Annotated in this window: 19 protein-coding genes; 4 read left to right on the forward strand and 15 right to left on the reverse strand. The window is 64.4% G+C overall.

Annotated elements, in window-relative coordinates:
* Both araD and D4754_RS03890 read right to left on the reverse strand, forming a co-directional pair.
* Nucleotides 1-1,737 (reverse strand): L-arabinonate dehydratase, encoded by a 1,737-nt coding sequence (araD, locus tag D4754_RS03885; protein WP_121061626.1) that lies wholly within the window; start codon nucleotides 1,735-1,737, stop codon nucleotides 1-3.
* Nucleotides 1,734-2,615, reverse strand: coding sequence for an SMP-30/gluconolactonase/LRE family protein (locus D4754_RS03890; protein WP_163025766.1), 882 nt, complete (start codon nucleotides 2,613-2,615; stop codon nucleotides 1,734-1,736). Before D4754_RS03890 ends, araD begins: the two co-directional genes overlap by 4 nt.
* Before the next feature lie 124 nt (nucleotides 2,616-2,739).
* Here D4754_RS03890 and D4754_RS03895 point away from each other — a divergent pair, with 124 nt between their 5' ends.
* The 4 genes from D4754_RS03895 to D4754_RS03910 are packed head-to-tail and all read left to right on the forward strand — an operon-like array spanning nucleotide 2,740 to nucleotide 6,273.
* Entirely contained in the window at nucleotides 2,740-3,720 is a 981-nt protein-coding gene (locus D4754_RS03895) for a C4-dicarboxylate TRAP transporter substrate-binding protein (RefSeq protein ID WP_121061628.1), read from the forward strand.
* Nucleotides 3,721-3,742: 22 nt separating this feature from the next.
* Complete coding sequence (locus D4754_RS03900) at nucleotides 3,743-4,240, forward strand: TRAP transporter small permease (RefSeq protein WP_205589578.1); 498 nt, start codon at nucleotides 3,743-3,745, stop codon at nucleotides 4,238-4,240.
* A gap of 4 nt (nucleotides 4,241-4,244) precedes the next feature.
* The gene (locus D4754_RS03905; protein WP_121061629.1) at nucleotides 4,245-5,525 is read left to right on the forward strand and encodes a TRAP transporter large permease; all 1,281 of its coding nucleotides are present in this window, start codon (nucleotides 4,245-4,247) and stop codon (nucleotides 5,523-5,525) included.
* A 28-nt stretch (nucleotides 5,526-5,553) separates the two neighbouring features.
* On the forward strand, nucleotides 5,554-6,273 hold the full coding sequence (locus tag D4754_RS03910) for a GntR family transcriptional regulator (protein ID WP_205589579.1): 720 nt from the start codon (nucleotides 5,554-5,556) through the stop codon (nucleotides 6,271-6,273).
* A gap of 11 nt (nucleotides 6,274-6,284) precedes the next feature.
* Here the strand turns inward: D4754_RS03910 and D4754_RS03915 are convergent, their stop codons facing one another.
* From D4754_RS03915 to rfbF, 13 genes are all read right to left on the reverse strand, one after another.
* Complete coding sequence (locus D4754_RS03915; protein ID WP_163025767.1) at nucleotides 6,285-7,871, reverse strand: NosD domain-containing protein; 1,587 nt, start codon at nucleotides 7,869-7,871, stop codon at nucleotides 6,285-6,287.
* A gap of 16 nt (nucleotides 7,872-7,887) precedes the next feature.
* Nucleotides 7,888-9,471, reverse strand: a complete 1,584-nt coding sequence (locus D4754_RS03920; RefSeq protein WP_121061631.1) for a NosD domain-containing protein — start codon at nucleotides 9,469-9,471, stop codon at nucleotides 7,888-7,890.
* 88 nt (nucleotides 9,472-9,559) lie between these two features.
* Nucleotides 9,560-10,336, reverse strand: coding sequence for a sulfotransferase domain-containing protein (locus D4754_RS03925; protein ID WP_163025768.1), 777 nt, complete (start codon nucleotides 10,334-10,336; stop codon nucleotides 9,560-9,562).
* 19 nt (nucleotides 10,337-10,355) lie between these two features.
* The gene (locus tag D4754_RS03930) at nucleotides 10,356-10,985 is read right to left on the reverse strand and encodes a sialate O-acetylesterase (RefSeq protein WP_121061633.1); all 630 of its coding nucleotides are present in this window, start codon (nucleotides 10,983-10,985) and stop codon (nucleotides 10,356-10,358) included.
* A 9-nt stretch (nucleotides 10,986-10,994) separates the two neighbouring features.
* Nucleotides 10,995-12,170, reverse strand: a complete 1,176-nt coding sequence (locus D4754_RS03935) for a TylF/MycF/NovP-related O-methyltransferase (RefSeq protein WP_121061634.1) — start codon at nucleotides 12,168-12,170, stop codon at nucleotides 10,995-10,997.
* Nucleotides 12,157-13,179, reverse strand: a complete 1,023-nt coding sequence (locus D4754_RS03940) for a TIGR00180 family glycosyltransferase (RefSeq protein WP_121061635.1) — start codon at nucleotides 13,177-13,179, stop codon at nucleotides 12,157-12,159. Before D4754_RS03940 ends, D4754_RS03935 begins: the two co-directional genes overlap by 14 nt.
* Before the next feature lie 18 nt (nucleotides 13,180-13,197).
* Nucleotides 13,198-14,019 carry a cephalosporin hydroxylase family protein gene (locus tag D4754_RS03945; RefSeq protein ID WP_121061636.1) on the reverse strand — a complete coding sequence of 274 codons (822 nt, stop codon included), beginning with the start codon at nucleotides 14,017-14,019 and terminating at the stop codon, nucleotides 13,198-13,200.
* A complete protein-coding gene (locus D4754_RS03950) occupies nucleotides 14,006-14,839 on the reverse strand; it encodes an NAD-dependent epimerase/dehydratase family protein (RefSeq protein WP_121061637.1) in 834 nt (277 codons plus the stop codon). The genes D4754_RS03945 and D4754_RS03950 overlap by 14 nt, the downstream gene beginning before the upstream one ends.
* On the reverse strand, nucleotides 14,836-15,324 hold the full coding sequence (locus tag D4754_RS03955) for an acyltransferase (protein ID WP_121061638.1): 489 nt from the start codon (nucleotides 15,322-15,324) through the stop codon (nucleotides 14,836-14,838). Before D4754_RS03955 ends, D4754_RS03950 begins: the two co-directional genes overlap by 4 nt.
* Entirely contained in the window at nucleotides 15,324-16,589 is a 1,266-nt protein-coding gene (locus tag D4754_RS03960) for a class I SAM-dependent methyltransferase (protein WP_121061639.1), read from the reverse strand. Before D4754_RS03960 ends, D4754_RS03955 begins: the two co-directional genes overlap by 1 nt.
* Nucleotides 16,586-17,155, reverse strand: a complete 570-nt coding sequence (locus D4754_RS03965) for a dTDP-4-dehydrorhamnose 3,5-epimerase family protein (RefSeq protein WP_121061640.1) — start codon at nucleotides 17,153-17,155, stop codon at nucleotides 16,586-16,588. Before D4754_RS03965 ends, D4754_RS03960 begins: the two co-directional genes overlap by 4 nt.
* A complete protein-coding gene (gene rfbG, locus D4754_RS03970) occupies nucleotides 17,152-18,231 on the reverse strand; it encodes a CDP-glucose 4,6-dehydratase (protein WP_121061641.1) in 1,080 nt (359 codons plus the stop codon). Before rfbG ends, D4754_RS03965 begins: the two co-directional genes overlap by 4 nt.
* The gene (gene rfbF, locus D4754_RS03975) at nucleotides 18,228-19,001 is read right to left on the reverse strand and encodes a glucose-1-phosphate cytidylyltransferase (RefSeq protein ID WP_121061642.1); all 774 of its coding nucleotides are present in this window, start codon (nucleotides 18,999-19,001) and stop codon (nucleotides 18,228-18,230) included. Before rfbF ends, rfbG begins: the two co-directional genes overlap by 4 nt.
* Nucleotides 19,002-19,141: the final 140 nt, after the last annotated feature.

A 19,141-nucleotide genomic window follows, 5' to 3' on the forward strand; every position in this document is an offset into this window, starting at 1 on the left:
TCAGAAGATGTCGGGTTCGCCCGCCGTGGCGCCGAACCCGGTTTCAAGGAAATCGAAGTCGCAGCCCAGGTTGGCCTGCGTGACATGGGTCTGGAACAGGTAGCCATAACCACGGGAATAGCGCGGCTTGGGCGCGGTCCACGCGGCGCGGCGGCGGTCCAGTTCCGCCTCGTCCACCAGCATGTCGAGCCGCCGTCCCGGCAGATCCAGCCGGATGATGTCGCCCGTCTGGACCAGCGCCAGCGCGCCGCCGATGAATGCCTCGGGCGCGACGTGCAGGACGCAGGCGCCATAGGACGTTCCCGACATCCGCGCGTCGGAGATCCGAAGCATGTCGCGATGGCCCTGCCTGATCAAGGCCTTGGGGATCGGCAGCATGCCCCATTCCGGGAAACCGGGGCCGCCTTGCGGTCCGGCATTGCGCAGGATCATCACGTGGTCGGGCGTGATCTGAAGGTCCTCGTCATCGACGGCCTTCTTCATCGCCGAGTAGTCGTCGAAGACCAACGCCGGGCCTTCGTGATTGTAGAACTTCGGATCGCACGCCGCGGGCTTGATCACCGCGCCGTCGGGGCAAAGGTTTCCATGCAGCACAGCCAGCGATCCTTCGTGGTAGACCGGGTTCGACAGCGGCCGGATCACGTCGTCGTTGTAGACCTGCGCGCCCTCCAGGTTGGCACTCATGCTCTCGCCCGTCACGGTCAGCGCCGTCGCGTCCAGCATCGGTTCGATCTGCTTCATCAGCGCGCGCAGGCCGCCGGCGTAATAGAAATCCTCCATCAGGTAATCCTTGCCCGCGGGGCGGACGTTGGCGATCAGCGGCGTGGTACGGCCCAGGGCGTCGAAATCGTCCAGCGCCAGGTCCACGCCCGCGCGGCGCGCCATGGCGATCAGGTGGACGACGGCATTGGTGGAACAGCCCGTGGCCATCGCCACGATGGCCGCATTGCGCACGGCGGCGTCCGTGATAACCCTGTCGGGCGTCAGGTCTTCCCACACCATTTCGACCACCCGCCGTCCGCAGGCGGACGCCATGCGCTGGTGGTTGGCATCCACCGCCGGGATCGAGGACGCCCCGGGCAGGCACAGCCCCATCGCTTCGGCAATCGCCGTCATGGTCGATGCGGTGCCCATGGTCATGCAGGTTCCGGCCGACCGGGCGATCCCGCCCTGGATGCCCTGCCAATCGGCGTCCGACACTTTGCCGGCACGCCGTTCGTCCCAGTATTTCCACGCGTCCGAGCCAGAGCCCAGCGTGCCCCCGGCATAGTTTCCGCGCAGCATCGGGCCGGCCGGCAGGTAGATCATCGGCACGCCCGCACTGATGGCCCCCATCACCAGCCCCGGCGTGGTCTTGTCGCAACCGCCCATCAGCACCACGCCGTCCAGCGGGTGCGCACGGATCATCTCCTCGGTCTCCATCGCCAGCATGTTGCGGAAGAGCATCGAGGTAGGCTTGAGGTTGCTTTCATCCAGCGACAGCGCGGGCAGTTCCACGGCAAACCCGCCGGCCTGCAGCACGCCGCGTTTCACGTCCTGCGCGCGTTCCCGGAAATGGGAGTGGCAGGTGTTGAGTTCCGACCACGTGTTCAGGATGCCGATGATTGGCTTGCCCTGAAACTCCTCCTCGGCCAGTCCCAGCTGCATCATCCGCGACCGGTGGCCGAAGCTGCGCAGGTCGTCGGGCGCGAACCAGCGGGCGGAGCGCAGGTCTTCCGGTGTCTTGCGATGAGTCATGCGGGTGTTTTCCTGCCATATGGTGTTGTGCGCGCGCCCCGGACCGGCCCGTCCCACGCCAGAAGCGCGCCGCCTGCCCCGTCGCGATGGGCCGAGGTCAGGTAGATCCGCCGCCCGTCCGCGCCGCCGAAAGCGGGCTTGGTGGGCGCGGGAAACGGGATGGCGTGGCGTTCCATCAGGGTGCCGTCGGGGGAAAAGCGGTACAGTTCCGCCCCGCCGACACCGGCGATCCAGTAGGCTCCGTCTGCATCCAGCGCCGCGCCGTCGGGGCGGCCCGGAAGATCGTTGAAAATGCGAAACTCGGCCCGGCGGTCCAGCGCGGGAATGCCGTTTTCGACGGGCAGCGTCCAGACGGTCTGCACCGTGGCGTGACAATCCGAGAAATAGAGCCGCGCGCGCGCAGCGTCCCATGCAAGGCCGTTGGCCGTCAGAAGTCCGTTCAGGATGGATGTGATCGATCCATCCGGATCAAGGCGGAAGAGCGTGCCGATGGGCTTGCGGTTCTCCGGGTCCATCGTCGCGAACCAGAGCCTACCGTCGCTGTCGGTGCAGGCATCGTTGCAGCGCACGCCAATCTGGGGAAGGTCGGCAATGCGGGAGAACGTGGCCGGCCCGGTGTCGAACCGGAAGATCCCCGTCTCCATCCCCACAACCGGCGCGCCGTCCGTGGAGAGCTGAACGAACCCCGGCATCTCGGGCGTGGTCCATGTGCGGGTTTGGCCCTCCGGATCGGTGCGCAGCAACAGCTGCCCGTCGATATCCACCCACCAGAGCGCCTGCTCCTCCACCGACCAGACCGGGCTTTCGCCCAGGGCCGCGGTGACCTGGCCGACAGGCGCGAAGCCGCTGGTGTGCTGATCGCCGGTTTCCCCTGTCACTCTGCCCCCTCCCCTTCGTCCCGCAACCCGGGCCGATAAATCCGTTGACAAATTCTGGATCGCACACCTAATGTGCCACTGCAACTAAAATATTAGTTTGCTCAGATCCGATTGGGAGGACGACATGAAACCACTTTGCGGACCACGCGCCCTGGCGGCGCTGTTTGCCGCGGGCCTTGCCTTTGCAGCGCCCGCGCAGGCCGAAACGACATTGCGCATCGGAACGGTGCTCGCCCCCGGCGACCCGATGGGCCAAGGACTGGACAAGTTCGCCGCGGAAGTCGCCGAGGCGACGGGCGGCGAGGTTCAGGTGGACATCTTCCACAACAGCCAACTCGGCGACACGACCGAGATGCTGGACCAGGCGCGTGCCGGCGCCAACGTGGGCACGGTGACGGACGTCGCCCGCCTTTCGTCCTTCGTGCCGTCGCTGGCAATCATGTCGGCGCCGTTCCTGTTCGAAACCTATGAAGACGCGGACAAGTTCGCCCTGTCCGAACCCTACATGGCGTGGGGAGAGGAGCTGACGGACAAGGCCGGGCTCGTGATGCTGGCCTCCAACTGGTACCAGGGTCCGCGCCACGCGCTGACGCAGAAGCCGATCACCGGGCCGGAAGACCTGTCGGGCGTACGGATGCGCACCATCGGCGCGCCGGTCTGGATCGAAACGATCCGCGCCATGGGCGCCGAACCCACACCCATCGCGTGGGGAGAGGTCTATTCGGCCCTGCAACTTGGCACCATCGACGCGGCCGAGGCGCAGCCCACAGCGATCAAGGGCGCGAAGCTGTACGAGGTGATCAAGAACGTCACCAAGACGGGCCATATCCAGCTTGTCACCGCGCTGGTCGTGTCGGCCGACAGCTGGAACGAACTGACCCCCGAACAGCAAGAGATCGTACGAGATCTGGCGGTCGAGAACGGGCGCTATGCCTCGGGCCTGACCATCGAGCTGGGCGAACAGGCGCTGGAAGATGTCGCTGCCTCGGGCGTCACCGTCAGCGAGGTCGATCTTGCTCCCTTCAAGGAGGCCGCGTCGAGTGTGTACCAGCTGCTCGAGTTGGAAAAGGAAGCGGCCATCGTGAACGACGTGCTGTCGAAATGAACTGGCACGAGGGGGGAGCAACATGATGCACCTGTTGGCCCGGGTCGAACGGGCATTGTTCCGGGTCGAAAGCCTTTGTGCCGTAGCCCTCCTCGTCGCCATCGTGTGCCTTGTGGCCGTGGCGTCCATCGCACGGGCCGTGGGGTCGCCGATCATCTGGTCGATCGAGGTCGCGCAGCTAGCCTTTGTCTGGCTGTGCATCCTGTCGGCTGATCTGGCGCTGCAAAAGGGGCGCCATTTCGGCCTGTCGATCCTGATCGACGCGATGAGCCCCCGCGCGCAGAGGATCCTTCAGCTGGTCAACATGGCCATCCTGGCCGCACTGCTGGTACTGCTGCTGGTCTATGCCTGGCGGAACACGGTTCTGATGCATCCCAGGCTTTTCGGAGCCACCCAGATGCACGGATCATGGCTTCATGCCTCGATGGTCGTGGGCTTCGCCCTGATGTTGCGCACCGTCTTCACCCGTTTTCTTCAGACCGCCACGGGCACCCTGCCCGGCCCGGCCGCCGGAACCTGACACCATGCTCATCCTTATTGCCGCGCTCTTCGCGATCTTCCTGTTCGCGGGCCAGCCCGTGGCCTTCGCCCTGGGCCTGGCCGCGATCCCGGTCTTCATCCTGTCGGGCACCATGCCGCCCACCGTCGCCGTGCAGAAGATGGTGGCCGCCACGCAAAGCTTTCCCCTGCTGGCCGTGCCCTTCTTCATCCTTGCGGGCAACCTGATGAACGTGACCGGGATCACCCGCCGCCTTGTCGGCTTCTCGCGCTTGTTGACGGGGTGGATGGCCGGTGGTCTGGCGCAGGTCTCCATCGTGCTCAGTTTCATGATGGGCGGGATTTCCGGGTCGGCCGTGGCCGACGCCTCGATGGAAAGCCGCCTGCTAGGACCGTCGATGATCGCGCAGGGGTATTCGCCCGCCGTGACGGCCGCGATCCTGGCCTTCGGGTCGATCATCACGGCAACAATCCCGCCGTCCATCGGGCTGATCCTCTTCGGCTATATCAACGAGGTCTCGATCGGCCGCCTGTTCCTTGCGGGCGTGATCCCCGGCATCGTGCTGACCGTCACGCTGATGGCCACCGCCTGGATCGTGGCCAAGCGCAAGGGCTACGCGCCCGACATCCCGACCGTCCCCTCGGGCCGCGAATTGTGGGAGAGCTTCCGCGAAAGCGTCTGGGCGCTGATGTTCCCGGTCATCCTGATCGTGGGCTTCCGCTTCGGCATCTTCACCGCGACCGAGGCCGGGGCCTTCCTTGTCTTCTACGCGCTGTTCCTTGGCCTCTTCGTCTACCGCGAACTGGATCTAGCCAAGATGCGCGAGGCGCTGGAGGATTCGGCACAGGATCTGGGCATGATCATGCTGCTGATCATGATGGCCGGCGTTCTGGGCTATGCCATGACCATCGAACGCGCCCCGCAGGAGATCACGGCCTTCGCGACCTCCCTGTCCACCGATCCGACCGTGATCCTGCTGATGGTGGTGCTGGTGCTGGTGGTGTCGGGCATGTTTCTTGAAGGGGCGGCCAACATCCTGCTGATCACGCCCATCGTCATGCCGGTGCTGATCACGGCCGGGTTCGACCCGATCCACATGGGCATCCTGATCATCTTCCTGATCAACCTCGGTGGGCTCACGCCGCCCGTAGGTGTCATCATGTTCACCGTCTGCGGCATCCTGAACGTCAAGACAGGCGCCTATTCCCGCGCCGCGGCGCCGTTCTTCCTGGCGTTGCTGATTTTCTTCGTGCTGCTGACGGCCGTGCCGGGCATCTCGACAATGCTGCCGGACGCAATAATGTGATGCGTCTGAACAAGGGAACCGCATCCGAGTGACTGACCAGGACACCGATACCCGTTTCGCGATGACCGGAACCCCGGCGATGAGCGCGCATGTCCCCGCCTCGTCCCGGGTGTTCGAGGAACTGCGCGCGCGCATCATTGCCATGACCCTGCCGCCCGGCACGCGGCTGTCGCGGGCGGATCTGGCCGAAACCTTCGGCGTCAGCCAGTCGCCCATCCGCGAAGCGATGCTACGGCTGGAACAGGTGGGGCTTGTCGTGTCCTACCGCCAGTCCCGTACCGAGGTGACCTATATCGACCGCGCGCGCCTGCACGAGGAAAGCTTCCTGCGCACGGGCATCGAATGCGAGGTGATCAACCACCTTGCCGCACAGGGCGCCGCCGCCGATCTGGGCAAGGCCCGCGGTATCCTGAAGATGCAGACGGCGCTGGCCGACGATCCCGACCAGATCGCCCTGTTCCGGGAACTGGACGAGGATTTCCACCGCCAGCTGTTCCGCGTCGCGGGGCACGAGGGGCTGCACGATCTGGTGCGCGAACGATCCAGCCAGATGTCGCGGCTGCGCACCCTCGACCTGCCCAGCAAGGGAAAGATGCAGTCGGTGATCGACGGTCACGCCGCGATCCTCGATGCGATCCACGCGGGCGACCGTCACGGTGCGGTCGACGCGATGCGCAAGCACCTGTCAGGCACCATCGACCGCCTGCCCGAGATCGTCCGCCAATATCCGGATTGTTTTTCCCGCTGATCCGACGCGCGTTACGCGGCGATCGTTGGCTTTCCGTCCAGCGGCAGCGGGACCGGCGGATTGTGATGGACGACAACCACGCGCGGGTCCGCCGACAGGACGTTCCCGTCCGCGCCCAGCCCGTCGGCATCGCGGGCGTCCGCGACATCCCGGTAGAGCACGCTCGTCTTCCCGTTCTTCAGATCCGCCTCCGGCCTCGATCCGACCCCGATCCGGTTGTTCCTGATGCATGTGCCTGTCGCGGCGCTCCCCACCACGGTGATCCCGTGGAGCGCGTTTCCCGACACCGTATTGCCCCCCAGCACGCCATCATTGCCGATCCGGGCATTCGGCATGTGAAAGATCCCGATACCGGAATTGCCATTGCCCAGGGCCCGGGCCCTGTCCACGTCCGCGCCGATGATGTTTCCGGCAATCGCGTTCCCCGGCATGGTTTCGAGAGGCTCCAGAACCGTGTCCGGGACCGTCCGGACAACATCGCCACTCCGGACATCACGCGCAAAGGCCCGCCAGTTCGGTGCGTCGGGATTCGGGCCCATAACCAGAATGCCGAAGCGCTTGTTGGCGGAAATGACGTTGCCTTCGCCATCGCCCGCCCCGCCGACATGATTGCCCTGGCTCATGAAGAGCAACACGCCGTTCAGGCCATTCGGCAGCGCCGTGCGCCCCGCGGCATCGACGCCGATATGGTTCCCGACGATCCGGTTGCCCGTCGCCGGGGTGCGGCCGGCCGGCAGCATGTAGGTCTCGGGCAGGTCATTCTCGGGTCGCGGGGCGGAACTGTCGACATTGATGCCGTTGCGGGTGTTGCCTGAAATCACGTTGCCTTCACCGGCTGCCGCCCCACCGATCAAATTGTCGGACGCGTGATAGACCAAAATCCCCGTCCTGCCGTTGGGCAGAGCCTGCTGCCCGGCCATGTCGCAGCCGATGACATTGCCAAAGACACGGGTCCGCCGCGTATCCCCGCCCAGCACGAGGCCATAGAGGTCATTACCTGAAATGACATTTCCCGGCCCGATCCGGCTGTCGCGGGTGCCATAGGCCACGATCCCCTGGAGGTTGCCCTGGGCCGTGGTTCCGGCGCGGTCGCAGCCGATGCGGCTGTCGGTCAGCTGGAACCCCCGACCGCCGAGTACCGCCAGTCCCGCAACGCGGTTGCCGACGACGACCAGCCTTTCGGCGGTACATTCATCGGCTTCGACCTGAAGCCCCACGCCGTTCCTGCGCAGGATGCAGTTGTGAACGACATGCCCGGCACGGCCGCGAAGCGCGATGCCCAGGAAAGCGCCCTCCACGATCAGGTTCTCGCACCGGCATGGGTTGGGCGAGGCGATTGCGATCGCCGTGCCCACGTCGCCAAGCAGGGTGCCGTCGATCGTGACGGCAGGCTCGCCCGCCGCGTCCACGGGGCCTTCGATCGAAACACAGCCGACCAGTTCGGGCAGCGGGGCTTCCAGCCGGATCGTCCCGGCCGGTTGCAGATCGAAGACGACGCGGAAGGACAATCCGGGCTGGGCGTTAGACTGTTCCAGCGCGGCGCGCAGCGTCCCTGCCCCGTGGTCCGCCGCATCGGTCACTGTAAGCGATTGTGTCAACGGGCGTGCCCGGCATTCATGCCTCGGCCTCGCCAGCCGTCGCGTCGGACTGCGCCGGTTCGTTGCGGATGACGACGCTGCGGCGGTTCTGGGGGATGAAATTGCCGAAGTCCCGCAGCGTCCCAAGGTCCAGCGCCTCGCCCGTGTTGCGGAACAGGATGCCGATGCCTTCGTTGCGGATTTCATCGTCGGTCGTGGCCGCGGTGCCGATCCGGTTGTGGCTGAACTGCGTCCGCCGGACCAGATCGCCGCTCAGTGTCACGCCGTGCTGGGTGTTGCCGGAAATCGTGTTGCCGCTGCCCGGCTCCTCGTCGCCGATCACCGTGTTGGGCATGTAAAAGACGCCGATGCCGGAGTTTCCGTTGGGGATCGCGCGCTGGCCCGTGGCATCGGCCCCGATGATGTTGCCCAGGATCCGGTTGCCGGGTTCGTCCGTCAGGGGCGTCGCCTCGTCATCGGGGACGGTCTGGATCACTTCGTTCGCCTTACGGTCCAGCGCGAACAGACGCCAGTTCGGCCGGTCCGGGTTCGGTCCCGTGACGTTGATCCCGAACCGCGCGTTCCCCGACAGGACATTGCCTTCTCCGGGCGCCGCGCCGCCGATCTGGTTGTCCTGGCTCATGAACAGAAGGACGCCGCTCAACCCATTGGGCAGCGCTGCAGTGCCGGACGCATCGACGCCGATATGGTTGCCGATGACCCGGTTCCGCCTCGACGGGCTGCGGGGGCCCACGCCGATATCCTCTTCCGACATGGCCGACAGCGGCCGCATCGCGGAACTGTCGATGTTCACGCCGTTGCGCAGATTGCCCGAGATCACGTTCCGCTGTTCGGGCCGGGCGCCGCCGATCACGTTGTCCGACGCATGAAAGACCAGAATGCCCGACCGGGTGTTCGGCACTGGTTGAGCCCCGGTCGCATCGCAACCGATGAAATTGCCGAACACGTGGTTCCCGCGCGAGCGCCCGCCGACGATTGAAAGCCCGTAGACCCGGTTGCCCGAGATGACGTTGCCCGGCCCGACCCGGCAGTCCTGCGCGTTGCTCAGCACCAGGCCACTGCGGTTGGGTTCGGCCTCCGTGCCACTCCGGTCGCAGCCGACGCGGCTGTCCGTCAGGGTGAACCGGTCGACCTCGAGCACGCTGATCCCCTGCGCGCGGTTGCGTGTCGCGATCACCCCGTCGGCCCGGCAATCGTCGCTTTTCACCAAAAGGCCGATGGTGTTGCGGGTCAGGATACAGTTGCAGACGGCATGTCCGCCGGCGCCCTTCAGCACAAGGCCCACCATGGCGCCCGTAAGGATCAGGTTGCGAATCTCGCAGGGCGCACTGGCCTCCACCCTGAGCACGCAATCCTTTTGGGAATCCGCCCCGTGCACCGTGATTAACGGCGCGCCGTCTTCGCCGACGGGCGCATCGATCAGGCCCCGGCCCGCGATATCCGGAAGACTTTTCTTAAGCCTGATCCCATGCTGCCCGTCCGGCAGGTGGAAGAGGATGCGGTACGGTGTGTCCGGCGCCTTGTTCATGGCCACGATGGCGGCCCTGAGCGTGCCGGGGCCGCGGTCCGCCGCATCGGTTACGAGGAGGTCTTCTCGCACGTTCTTCTTGCTCCCCGACGTGTAGTGTCAGCCCGGTCCGGCCCGTTCCCGATTTGCCGGCCCATCATGTCATGACCGCAACCGGCGTCTAGCCGATACCGATCGGGCTGAAATCGATGTCGGGATAGTAGGCGCACATGTTGCGAACCTTGTCCTTCAGCGCCTCGTCCAGACCCTCGCCCCGTCCGGCCACGCCCACGTTCTTGCGCGTGGCGCTGGCGCCGGCCATTTCGACCGCGGCCTTGATCGCCGGCGGGCCTGCGCGCACCTCGCTGTAATCCAGCACCTGCTTCAGCACCGCGGCGGGATCCTGCACCAGGTCCTCGTACCGCAGCATCAGCTTTTCGTCCGACAGGTACCAGCTGACATAGAAATGGATGTACCACGGAATGGCCATGTCGACGATAAACGCGTGCATCTTGGTGTCTTCCCACTGCGCCATCTCTTCGGTGACGTAGGCGGCGGGCGTGAACACGCTTTCCTTGGCGAAGTGATCGCGCAGCGAATAGACCACGTCGAACAGGTTGCGCACCAGAACCACGGGCACGATGCCGAACTGGTCGATCAGGTTCTGGGTTTCGTAATTGTGCTTCACATGGTGCTGGAAGACGAAACCGCGGGGCGACGGGATCTGTTTCAACAGGTCGCTGCGCCGGATCGCCTGACGCAGGATGCGGGTGGTGTCGAAGGCCTCGCGCAGTTCCTTTTCCACCAGCTCCTGTTCGCGCCGGCGGTAGGACGGCACGGCCTTTTCCTTGCGGAACCCGGGAACCGAGGCGACCATCGTCGACAGGAAGGTCGATCCGCTTTTCGGCATGCAGGCAACGAGAATGCCGTAGTTCTTCGGTCCGGCGGGTTGTTCCATGTATCTCTCGTCCAATCGCTCAGAAGGAAAGCAGGCGGGCAAGGTCGGCCGCGTAGGCCTCGAGGCCCGCATCGTTGAAATGCGTATCGTCGCGGCGGAAATCGCTGCCCAGACGGTCAAGGTTCGGTCCGGCACTAATGTCCGGGATGGTGTCGGCAAGTTCAACCTGCGCCGCGATCACCGCCGGCGAAACCACGCCCATCCGGTAGGAACTCTGGCACAGGAGCCAGGGCGTCTGGCCGATCCGGTCGACCACCGCGTCGTACATGCGCCGGAACGTGGCGACGTAATCGGATTGCGTCGTTTCCAGCAGCGTATCCTTTTCGCCCTGCTGGAAGACGACCTGGGTCACCCCCTTGCAGTCGCCTGCGTCAATACGGGTTTGCAGCATCTCGAAGCACGGCCCGCCCGGCGCCCATTCTTCGATGGACGTCCCGCCCTGCGCCGCGAGCGTGACGCGAATGGGTCGGTCCGGGGTGGCCAGCCGGGTCCAGACACTGCCCAGATCGCCCGTTCCGCCCGGCACAGGATCGGCCAGCGGCAGGGTTTCCCCCAGCAGCACGACATCGGAGCCCGGCACCGACCGGCGTTCGCCGCAGTAGTTGGCAAGGTTCGACTGGCCAAGACCAAGGATATGAGGACGTGTCATAGGGCGCGCCTAGACCGACGGTTTCATGAGCAGGCCCTGACAGGTGGGCAGCGGCATGATCTCGACCCCCAGTTCCTCGGCCAGCGCATTCAGGGCGCGGCGCTGGGGCCCGTGCTGTTCGAAACCGTAATCGTCGAAGATCACCGGCGCGCCGGGGACGAGTTTCGGCCAGAAGTATCGCAACGCCTCCACCTCGGGTTCGGCCACGTTCATGTCGATATGCAGGAACGCCACCTTCTCGCCATCGAACTGCTCCAGCGTCTCGGGCACGATGCCGGGAACGACGCGCGTGAACGGCTGATCCTTGGTGATATTCTTCACGTGGGACAGCACATCGGGATAGCGTTCGTCCTTGATCAGGCTGACGGTGCGTTCCTCTTCGGTCAACTGGTCGGGTTCCAGCCCGCGATAGGTGTCGAACAGGAAGAACCGACGGTCGGCGAAGGCGTCGTCCCCCAGATAGGCGATCACCGCCTGGGAGGAGCCGCCCTTGTCGACCCCGCATTCCACAAAATCGCCCTTCAGCCGCGCCGCATGTTTGGCCATCCGCATCAGCGTCAGCATCCGCCAGCGAACGTCGCGGCCCCATGCGGACAAGTGGCGGGCCTTCTGGTAGGCGGCTTCGAAGCGGTCGTCGGATTGCCAGTCGATATTGGCCTGCGTGACGATCCCGTCCTCGATTGATTGCGCCTTCGACACGATCCGAAGCAGTTCATCCAGCGCCGGCCGGCCGATCCGTTCCCCCGTGTCCTGGGCCGCGATCTCGTTCAGCCGCTTCAGGAAATGCCCGTATTGAGGCGGGAAATCGGCCGCGCGCATGATCCGCTGGAGCGTGTCATGGGTAAAGGGCCGCCCCGTTGCCGCCTGCAACAGCGCCTTCTGGAGCGGGGTGAGTTCCGTCCGGCCCAGCACGATGGGCAGCATCAGTGCGGCCGCCGATTTGTCGACGTCGTAATGGTCGAGCACCGCCGGCAGTTCGCGGTGAAGCCCGATCTTGCGCGTCGTCGGGGGGTCGAACTCGAAGACCGGGGCGGCGGGTTCTTCCTCGGTCGCTGGCGGGTCGATCACGAAAGTGTCGTCTTCGACCAGCAGGAACGGGAACGACACGTCCTTCACGAAGCCAAGTCCGTGGTCGGGTTTCGCTTGTGTCGCTTCGGCGGGCTTCGCGGTGTCAGAGTTTGACATAGGTCGCCTCCTCCCCTTTGTTGTCCGAAGACGTCAGCGTCGTCGACAGGTTCCTGGCGATGAAGGTCATCCGGTCAAGATACTGTCCGCGCGTGTCGGTGCCCGGCTCGAACATCTCGTCAAAATGGAACTTGGCCTGCTGGACGTTCTTCGACTGGTAGGGCGGTACATCCTTGAACCCGGCCTGCTTGTGCGGGGGCGAGCCCGCAAGCGCGCTGATCCGCCGGTTCACGGAGCGTTTCACGGTCATGTGCGCCGTTTCCCGATCCATCCCGTCGATCAGCACCAGCCGTTCGGTCATCAGCTCGATCAGGCGCAGCACCTCGTCGGCGTGGTTCAGGAACGTCTCTTCATCGGCCATGCGGAAGTAGCTGTGGACGTAATTGCGCGTGCAGTAGAACCCCAGCTTGGGCAGACCCACGATCTTGCCGTAGGACAGGTCCATCAGGCCCACGGCAAGGTCGAAGAAGCCCGGCACGTGCCAGTCCTTCAGGAACTCGTACCGCCGGATCAGGTGCTCGCGCCGCGCCACGGCATAGGTCGTGGTGAAGGGCAGCTGGGAAAAGCCGCGCATCCGCCCGGCGAACGTGGGCTGTGCAATCGTGCGCGCCGGATCCAGCCGCACACCTGCCGTGGCGGCCGTCTTGACCATGATGTGGACAAGATAGCCCGCCACGCAGACGACATCGGGATCGGTCTCCAGCCGCTTGCGCCCCATTTCCAGCGTTTCGAGGATGGCGTAATCGTCATCGGCGGCCATGACGATGTAGTCGTCGTCGATATCCGACAGCACCGTCAGCAGGCGGTCGAACAGGGACATCTCGCTGTCAAAGGGGCGATAATCGATGTCCAGCTCCGTCTTGGTGCACAGCGCCGCGTTCTGCGCCTTGTAGTCTTCCGTGCTGCCGTCGGCGATGATGAGACGCGCCTGTGGATAGAAGCGCGCATAGAAGCCCAGCACCCCGGCCAGCGAGGTCGAGCGATTGCGTGTCGGTATCAGAAGCCGCATGATGGATTCGCCCTGCCCTTAGACGCGTTTCAGGATACCGTCCGGGCACACCGTCAGCATCAGCTTGTCCAGCGCTTCGGTGTGCATCTCCAGCTTCAGCGGATCGCCGTCACGCGCGGTGCGGCCTTCGCCGTTCAGCAGTTCGAGATACTTCCAGACCGCCGTCTTCGGGTTGTCGCCCGGCGCCCACGGGCGGTTCGGGAACATGTCTTCGGGCATGTCCTCGACCACCGTGTCGAACACCACGCAGATGCTGTCCTTGGAGGTCAGCGGCGCGTAAAGCTCAAGTTCGCCCATCACGTGATCATGAGTGTGGTTGGAATCGAGCGCCACCATCACTTTCGCGCCCTCGGGGATCAGCGCCTCGGCCTGATCGGCGATGGCCTTGTCGATGGACGAGCCCTGCACCATCTCGATGTAAGAACTCAGCGGGTGGCTTTCGATGGCGTTGCGGTTGTGCTCGCGGATGTCGATGTCGATACCGATCACCTTCCGCTTCGATTCCGCCGGGTTGAAGCTGGTGCCCGCTTCCAGCGCATCACACACATCCAGCATCGACAGAAGCGACGCGCTGAGCATCAGCGATCCGCCATGCGCGATGCCGGTTTCAAGGATCACGTCGGGACGGGTTTCCCACACAAGCTCCTGAAACCCCACGATATCCGCCGGCACCTGGATGATCGGACGGCCGGCCCAGGCGAAGTTGTACATGTACATTTCGCGGAACGCGGTTTCCATCCACGTATTGCTGGCCGCCTGCCAGTCGCTTTTGGCGGGATAGGTGGCAATGCGTTCGGTCCGTTCCTGGACGAACTGGGCGATCGGATCATTCTGTGTCATCGGGCACCATTCTAGATTGAGTGTTCGGGATAAGGTCGATCAGGCTTTCCAGCAAGGGTTTCGGGCCGCAGCCACCCAAGGCCTGCAGTTTCTCGGTCGAAATGGCGGGGAACCGCCGCAGCGGGCCGCCCTGTCGAAAGGTCACGGTATATCCGGCGCGGCGCAGCACGCGGGCGATGTCGTCATGGGTCACGGTCACGCCGGTGGCGATGTTGTAGCAGCCCGGTTCGCCCTTGCGCGCCAGAAGCTCCATCGAGCGGACGACGTAATCCAGCGGCACGTAATCCTTGCCGGAGCCCGGGTCTTCCCCGATCTCCACCGCACCGGTATCGGCCACGGTCTTCAGGACGGACCCAAGGAACGTCCCCTCCCGCATGTCGGGGCCATAGACGTTCGACAGGCGGACGGAGATCATCGTCGCACCGGTATGCGCGGCGCACAGCGCCTCGCCCAGCAGCTTCGACAGATCATAGGTGCTGTCAGGCGACGGGATGACCGACAGGGCCATGTCCTCGCGCCCCAGGCCATCGCCCCCGGTGCCATAGACACGGGTGCTGGAAAGGTAGACCAGGCTGTCGAACCGGATGTCGGGATTGCTCAGCAACCGCGCCAGAACCTGCACCTGCGCGTCGACGGTCTGATACGGCATGGTGCGGAAATTGCCGGTGATTCCGATGCAGTAGAACACGGCGCCCAGATCGCCTGACAGCGCGTCGATCTCTCCCCGCGCGGGGCATGCCACGTCATAGCCCAGCCCGCGCAGGTATGGCGCCATGGCCTGGCCGATATAGCCGCTGCTGCCAAGGACGGTTGCCTTCACTTGCGGACCCCGATCTTCTTCCCGGGGACACCGGAGACGATGGAAAAGGGCGGGATTTCTCCCTTGATCAGGCTCATCGCCGCGATGACGCTGCCGCGGCCCACCTTCGCGCCGTCCAGCAGTACAACGCCCGCGCCGATCCACACGTCATCTTCCACCACGATACCACCCTTCGACGGCCGGAACCCCTGTTCAAGGATCGGCCGGTCCGGATCGGCGAATTCGTGGTTCACCGGGGCGAACGTGCAGTTCGCCGCGATCAATACGTTGTTGCCGATGGTGATGCCATTGCCGGTGTAGAACACGCAGCCCGAATTCACGTAGACCCTTTCGCCAAGTATCAGGTCCCCCGACCCACCGGCCGGCTTCACCTTGACGAAGCTGTCGATCATCGAGCCCGCCCCCACCTTGATCAGCGTCCCGCGGGTGCTGTCCTCGATGTCGGCAAGGGCCGAGACCTTGGCTGTCGGGTCGATCTCGATCATCAGCCCGCCTTCTGAAGCTCAGCGCTGGAAAATTCCTGCACCTCGGGGATGAAGGTCACGAACTTCGCGCCCCAGGATTCGCAATCGGCCAGTTGCTTGGCGATCTCGGACTGGATGTTCCACGGCAGGATCAGAATCCGGTCGGGCTTGGCCTCGTAGAGCGCATTCGGCTTCAGGATCGGGATGCGCGAGCCGGGCATGAACTTGCCCTGCTTCAGCTCGGCCCGGTCGCAGACGAAATCGATCAGGTCGCGCTTCACGCCGCAGAAGTTCAGGAACGTGTTCCCCTTCGCCGCCGCACCATAGGCCGCAACGCGCAGCCCCTTGCTCCGCGCGTCGATCAGGTAGGTCATCGCGGCGTCGCGGACCTTCGAGACCTTCTCCTGAAAGTCGGCATAGTACTCCCACGTCGCAATCCCGGCCGATGTCTCCTGTTCGATCATCGCCGTGACGGCGGGCGTCACGGCCCGCTGCCCGGTGTCCGACCGCTGCGCATGAACACGCAAGCTGCCGCCGTGGGTGGGAAGTTCTTCCACATCAAAGACTTGCAAGCCGTTCTTTTCGAAGATCCGCTGAACCGAGATCAGCGACAGGTAGGAATAATGCTCGTGGTAGATCGTGTCGAATTCGCATTTGTCGACAAGGTTCTGAAGATGCGGGAACTCGAAAGTCGAAACCCCGTTCTCCTTCAGCAGGATCGCGAAGCCGCCGGCGAAATCGTTGATGTCGGGGACGTGGGCCAGCACGTTGTTGGCCGCCGTCAGGTCTACCTGACGCCCCTCGCCCGCCAGTCTCGTGGCAAGCTCGCGACCGAAGAAATCTTCAACCACGTCGATGCCCTTGCCGCGCGCGATATTGGCGGTGCTGGTCGTGGGCTCGATCCCGTAGCAGCCGATGCCTTTATCCTGCACGTGCTTCAGCAGGTAGCCGTCGTTCGACGCGACCTCGGCCACCGTCGCATCCTTGCCCAGATCGTAGCGCGAAATCATCTCGTCCACGTAGACCCGCGCATGTTCCACCCACGAGGCGGAGGCCGACGACAGGTAGGCGTAATCTTCCGAAAAGAACTCCTCGCGCTTGGCGAAATCCTGCGTCTGGACCAGCCAGCAGGTTTCGCAGGTCAGGATCTTCAGCGGGTAGTAGGTTTCCGGCCCATCCAGCTGATCCGCCGTGAGGTAGGAATTCGACGGCGGCGCGGTGCCCAGATCGACGAAGGTGCGGGTCAGGGGCGATGCGCAATGGCGGCAGGTCGGCGTGTCGGTCACGAAAAGGATATCCCCGGTGTTTGAGCTTCGGCCAAGGGCGGCAGGGAACGGTCACGGTCGGACCGCATGGCAATCGGCAAGGGCCAGTCGATCCCCAAGGCGGGATCGGTGGCGTCGAGCCCGGCCTCGTGGTCGGGCGCGTAGAATTTCGAATGAAAGTAGAACATCTCGCAATCGGGCGTAAGCGTCTGGAACCCGTGGGCGAACCCTTCCGGGATCAGCAGGGCATTCGCGTTGTCAGGCGACAATACCACACCATGGGCCTGCCCGAAGGTCGGTGATCCGTCGCGCAGATCCACCGCCACGTCGAAGACCTTGCCTGAAAGGCAGGTGACCAGCTTCACTTCGGCATGATCTCCCTTCTGGTAATGCATGCCGCGCACCGTGCCCTCTTCGCCCGTCAGCGTGCGGTTGGCCTGTGCGACCGGGCCGAGCCAGCCAAGGGCCGACAGCTCATCGGCGCAAAACATCCGTTCAAGGTAGCCGCGCGCATCGCCCAGGCGCTTGCGGCGCAGCTCCTTCAGCCCGGCAAGGGGCGTGTCGATGACGTCGAACCGTGCGCTCATGCCGCTATGGCCCAGCCCGCGGCGTGCAGATGGTTGTCGATCTGGGTGAACGAGAAGGCGGTCATGTCCTCTCCCATGTTCCACGTGCGGTACCATTCGACGGTCTGCGCCACGGCATCGTCGCTGCCCCAGATGGGCTGCCAGCGCAGTTCCAGCCGCGCCTTGGTGCTGTCGAGCCTGAGGAGCCCGGCCTCGTGCGGGGCGTTCGTGACATCGGCCATCTCGATCGAGGCGCCCTGCCCCCAGATCTGCGCCGCGCGCTGCGCCATTGTGGCGACGCTTGCATCATCGCCCGCGTCGGGACCAAAGTTCCACGACGGGTCGATGGCATCGGAAAAGCCGGACGACATCAGGAATTCCGCCACCGTCAGGTAGCCGTTCAGCGGGTCCAGCACATGCTGCCACGGCCGGACGGCGTTGGGATTGCGGATCGGGACGGGGCGGCCTTCCACGAAGGACCGCATGCAATCGGGCACCAGACGGTTCTTCGCCCAGTCGCCGCCGCCGATCACATTGCCCGCGCGCACGGCGGCCACCCGGATATCGGTCCCGGCAAAGAAGTTCTTCCGCCAGCAGGCCGTGACCAGTTCGGCGCCCGCCTTCGACGTGCTGTAGGGATCGCCCGTGCCCAGACGGTCGCGTTCCTGGAAGGGATAGATCTGTTCGGGGTTCTCGTAGACCTTGTCGGTCGTGACGCTGATCACGGCGCAGGGCTGCGTCAGGGCCCGTGCCGCTTCCAGCACCTTCAGCGTCCCCATCACGTTGGTATCGAAGGTGCCCACCGGATCGTCGTAACTGTCGAGCACGAGCGCCTGCGCCGCCATGTGGATGATCACGTCCGGCTGGCAATCCACCACCGCCGCGCGGAGAAGCTCAAGATCGCGGATGTCGGCCACGATATGCCGGTCGATCCTGTCCTTCACACCGCAGGCGTTGAACATGCCTTCGGTTTCCGGCTCCAGCGCGTAGCCGGTGACCGTTGCGCCCAGACGTTCCAGCACCAGACACATCCACGCGCCCTTGAACCCGGTATGCCCGGTCATGAACACGCGCTTGCCTTGCCAGAATGAACTCATTTCCAGGTGATCCAGGGCGCTTCGCCCTTCTCGATCAAGCTGTCCAGATACATGCGGTCGCGCAACGTATCCATCGGGTGCCAGAAACCGTCGTGCTTGTAGGCGTTCAGCTGCCCGTCATCGGCGATGCCGGTCAGGGGCTTGCCCTCCCACGGTTCGCTGTCCGCATCGATATAGTCGATCACCTTGGGCGACAGCACGAAGAAGCCGCCGTTGATGTACCCGCCATCGCCGCGGGGCTTTTCCATGAAGCCCTGCACGTTCATGTCGCCATCGATCTTCAGCGCGCCGTAGCGGCCCGGAGGCGACACGGCCAGCACCGTCGCCAGCTTGTCGTGGGACTTGTGGTATTCGATCTCGGCCCGGATATCGACGTCGGACACACCGTCGCCATAGGTCATGCAGAAATCTTCGTCGCCCAGGTAGTCGCGGACTCGCTTCAGCCGCCCGCCGGTCTGGGTCTCAAGGCCCGTCTCGACCAGCGTCACCTTCCACGGCTCGGCGAACTGGTCGTGGACCTCCGTCTCGCCCGTCTGCATGTCGATGGTGACGTTGGCCTTGTGGAGCACGTAGTTCTTGAAGAACTCCTTGATCACGTAGCCCTTGTAGCCAAGGCAGATCACGAAATCATTCAACCCGTTGGCGGAATACATCTTCATGATGTGCCAGATGATCGGCATGCCGCCGATCTCGACCATGGGCTTGGGGCGAAGCTGGGTTTCTTCGCTGATCCGGGTACCCAAACCACCGGCCAGAATGACCACTTTCATGACGTAACTCCAATTTTCAGAAACCAATTGACCTAAAAAAAACGGTTAACACTACCATTTGTTCGGAGTACGGCAGTAAAGAAACTTCGCCATCCCGATGCCCGCTCGATACCCGGATGAAGCGGCCCCGTTACCAGTGA

The sequence above is a fragment of the Chachezhania antarctica genome, assembly GCF_003646465.1.
In the GTDB taxonomy this organism is placed as follows: Bacteria; Pseudomonadota; Alphaproteobacteria; order Rhodobacterales; family Rhodobacteraceae; genus Chachezhania; species Chachezhania antarctica.

Coding starts and splice junctions, on each gene's coding strand:
- araD (WP_121061626.1), bottom strand. CDS start 1,737: ATGACTCATCGCAAGACACCGGAAGACCTGCGCTCCGCCCGCTGGTTC.
- D4754_RS03895 (WP_121061628.1), top strand. CDS start 2,740: ATGAAACCACTTTGCGGACCACGCGCCCTGGCGGCGCTGTTTGCCGCG.
- D4754_RS03900 (WP_205589578.1), top strand. CDS start 3,743: ATGATGCACCTGTTGGCCCGGGTCGAACGGGCATTGTTCCGGGTCGAA.
- D4754_RS03905 (WP_121061629.1), top strand. CDS start 4,245: ATGCTCATCCTTATTGCCGCGCTCTTCGCGATCTTCCTGTTCGCGGGC.
- D4754_RS03925 (WP_163025768.1), bottom strand. CDS start 10,336: ATGGAACAACCCGCCGGACCGAAGAACTACGGCATTCTCGTTGCCTGC.
- D4754_RS03930 (WP_121061633.1), bottom strand. CDS start 10,985: ATGACACGTCCTCATATCCTTGGTCTTGGCCAGTCGAACCTTGCCAAC.
- D4754_RS03935 (WP_121061634.1), bottom strand. CDS start 12,170: ATGTCAAACTCTGACACCGCGAAGCCCGCCGAAGCGACACAAGCGAAA.
- D4754_RS03940 (WP_121061635.1), bottom strand. CDS start 13,179: ATGCGGCTTCTGATACCGACACGCAATCGCTCGACCTCGCTGGCCGGG.
- D4754_RS03945 (WP_121061636.1), bottom strand. CDS start 14,019: ATGACACAGAATGATCCGATCGCCCAGTTCGTCCAGGAACGGACCGAA.
- D4754_RS03955 (WP_121061638.1), bottom strand. CDS start 15,324: ATGATCGAGATCGACCCGACAGCCAAGGTCTCGGCCCTTGCCGACATC.
- D4754_RS03965 (WP_121061640.1), bottom strand. CDS start 17,155: ATGAGCGCACGGTTCGACGTCATCGACACGCCCCTTGCCGGGCTGAAG.
- rfbG (WP_121061641.1), bottom strand. CDS start 18,231: ATGAGTTCATTCTGGCAAGGCAAGCGCGTGTTCATGACCGGGCATACC.
- rfbF (WP_121061642.1), bottom strand. CDS start 19,001: ATGAAAGTGGTCATTCTGGCCGGTGGTTTGGGTACCCGGATCAGCGAA.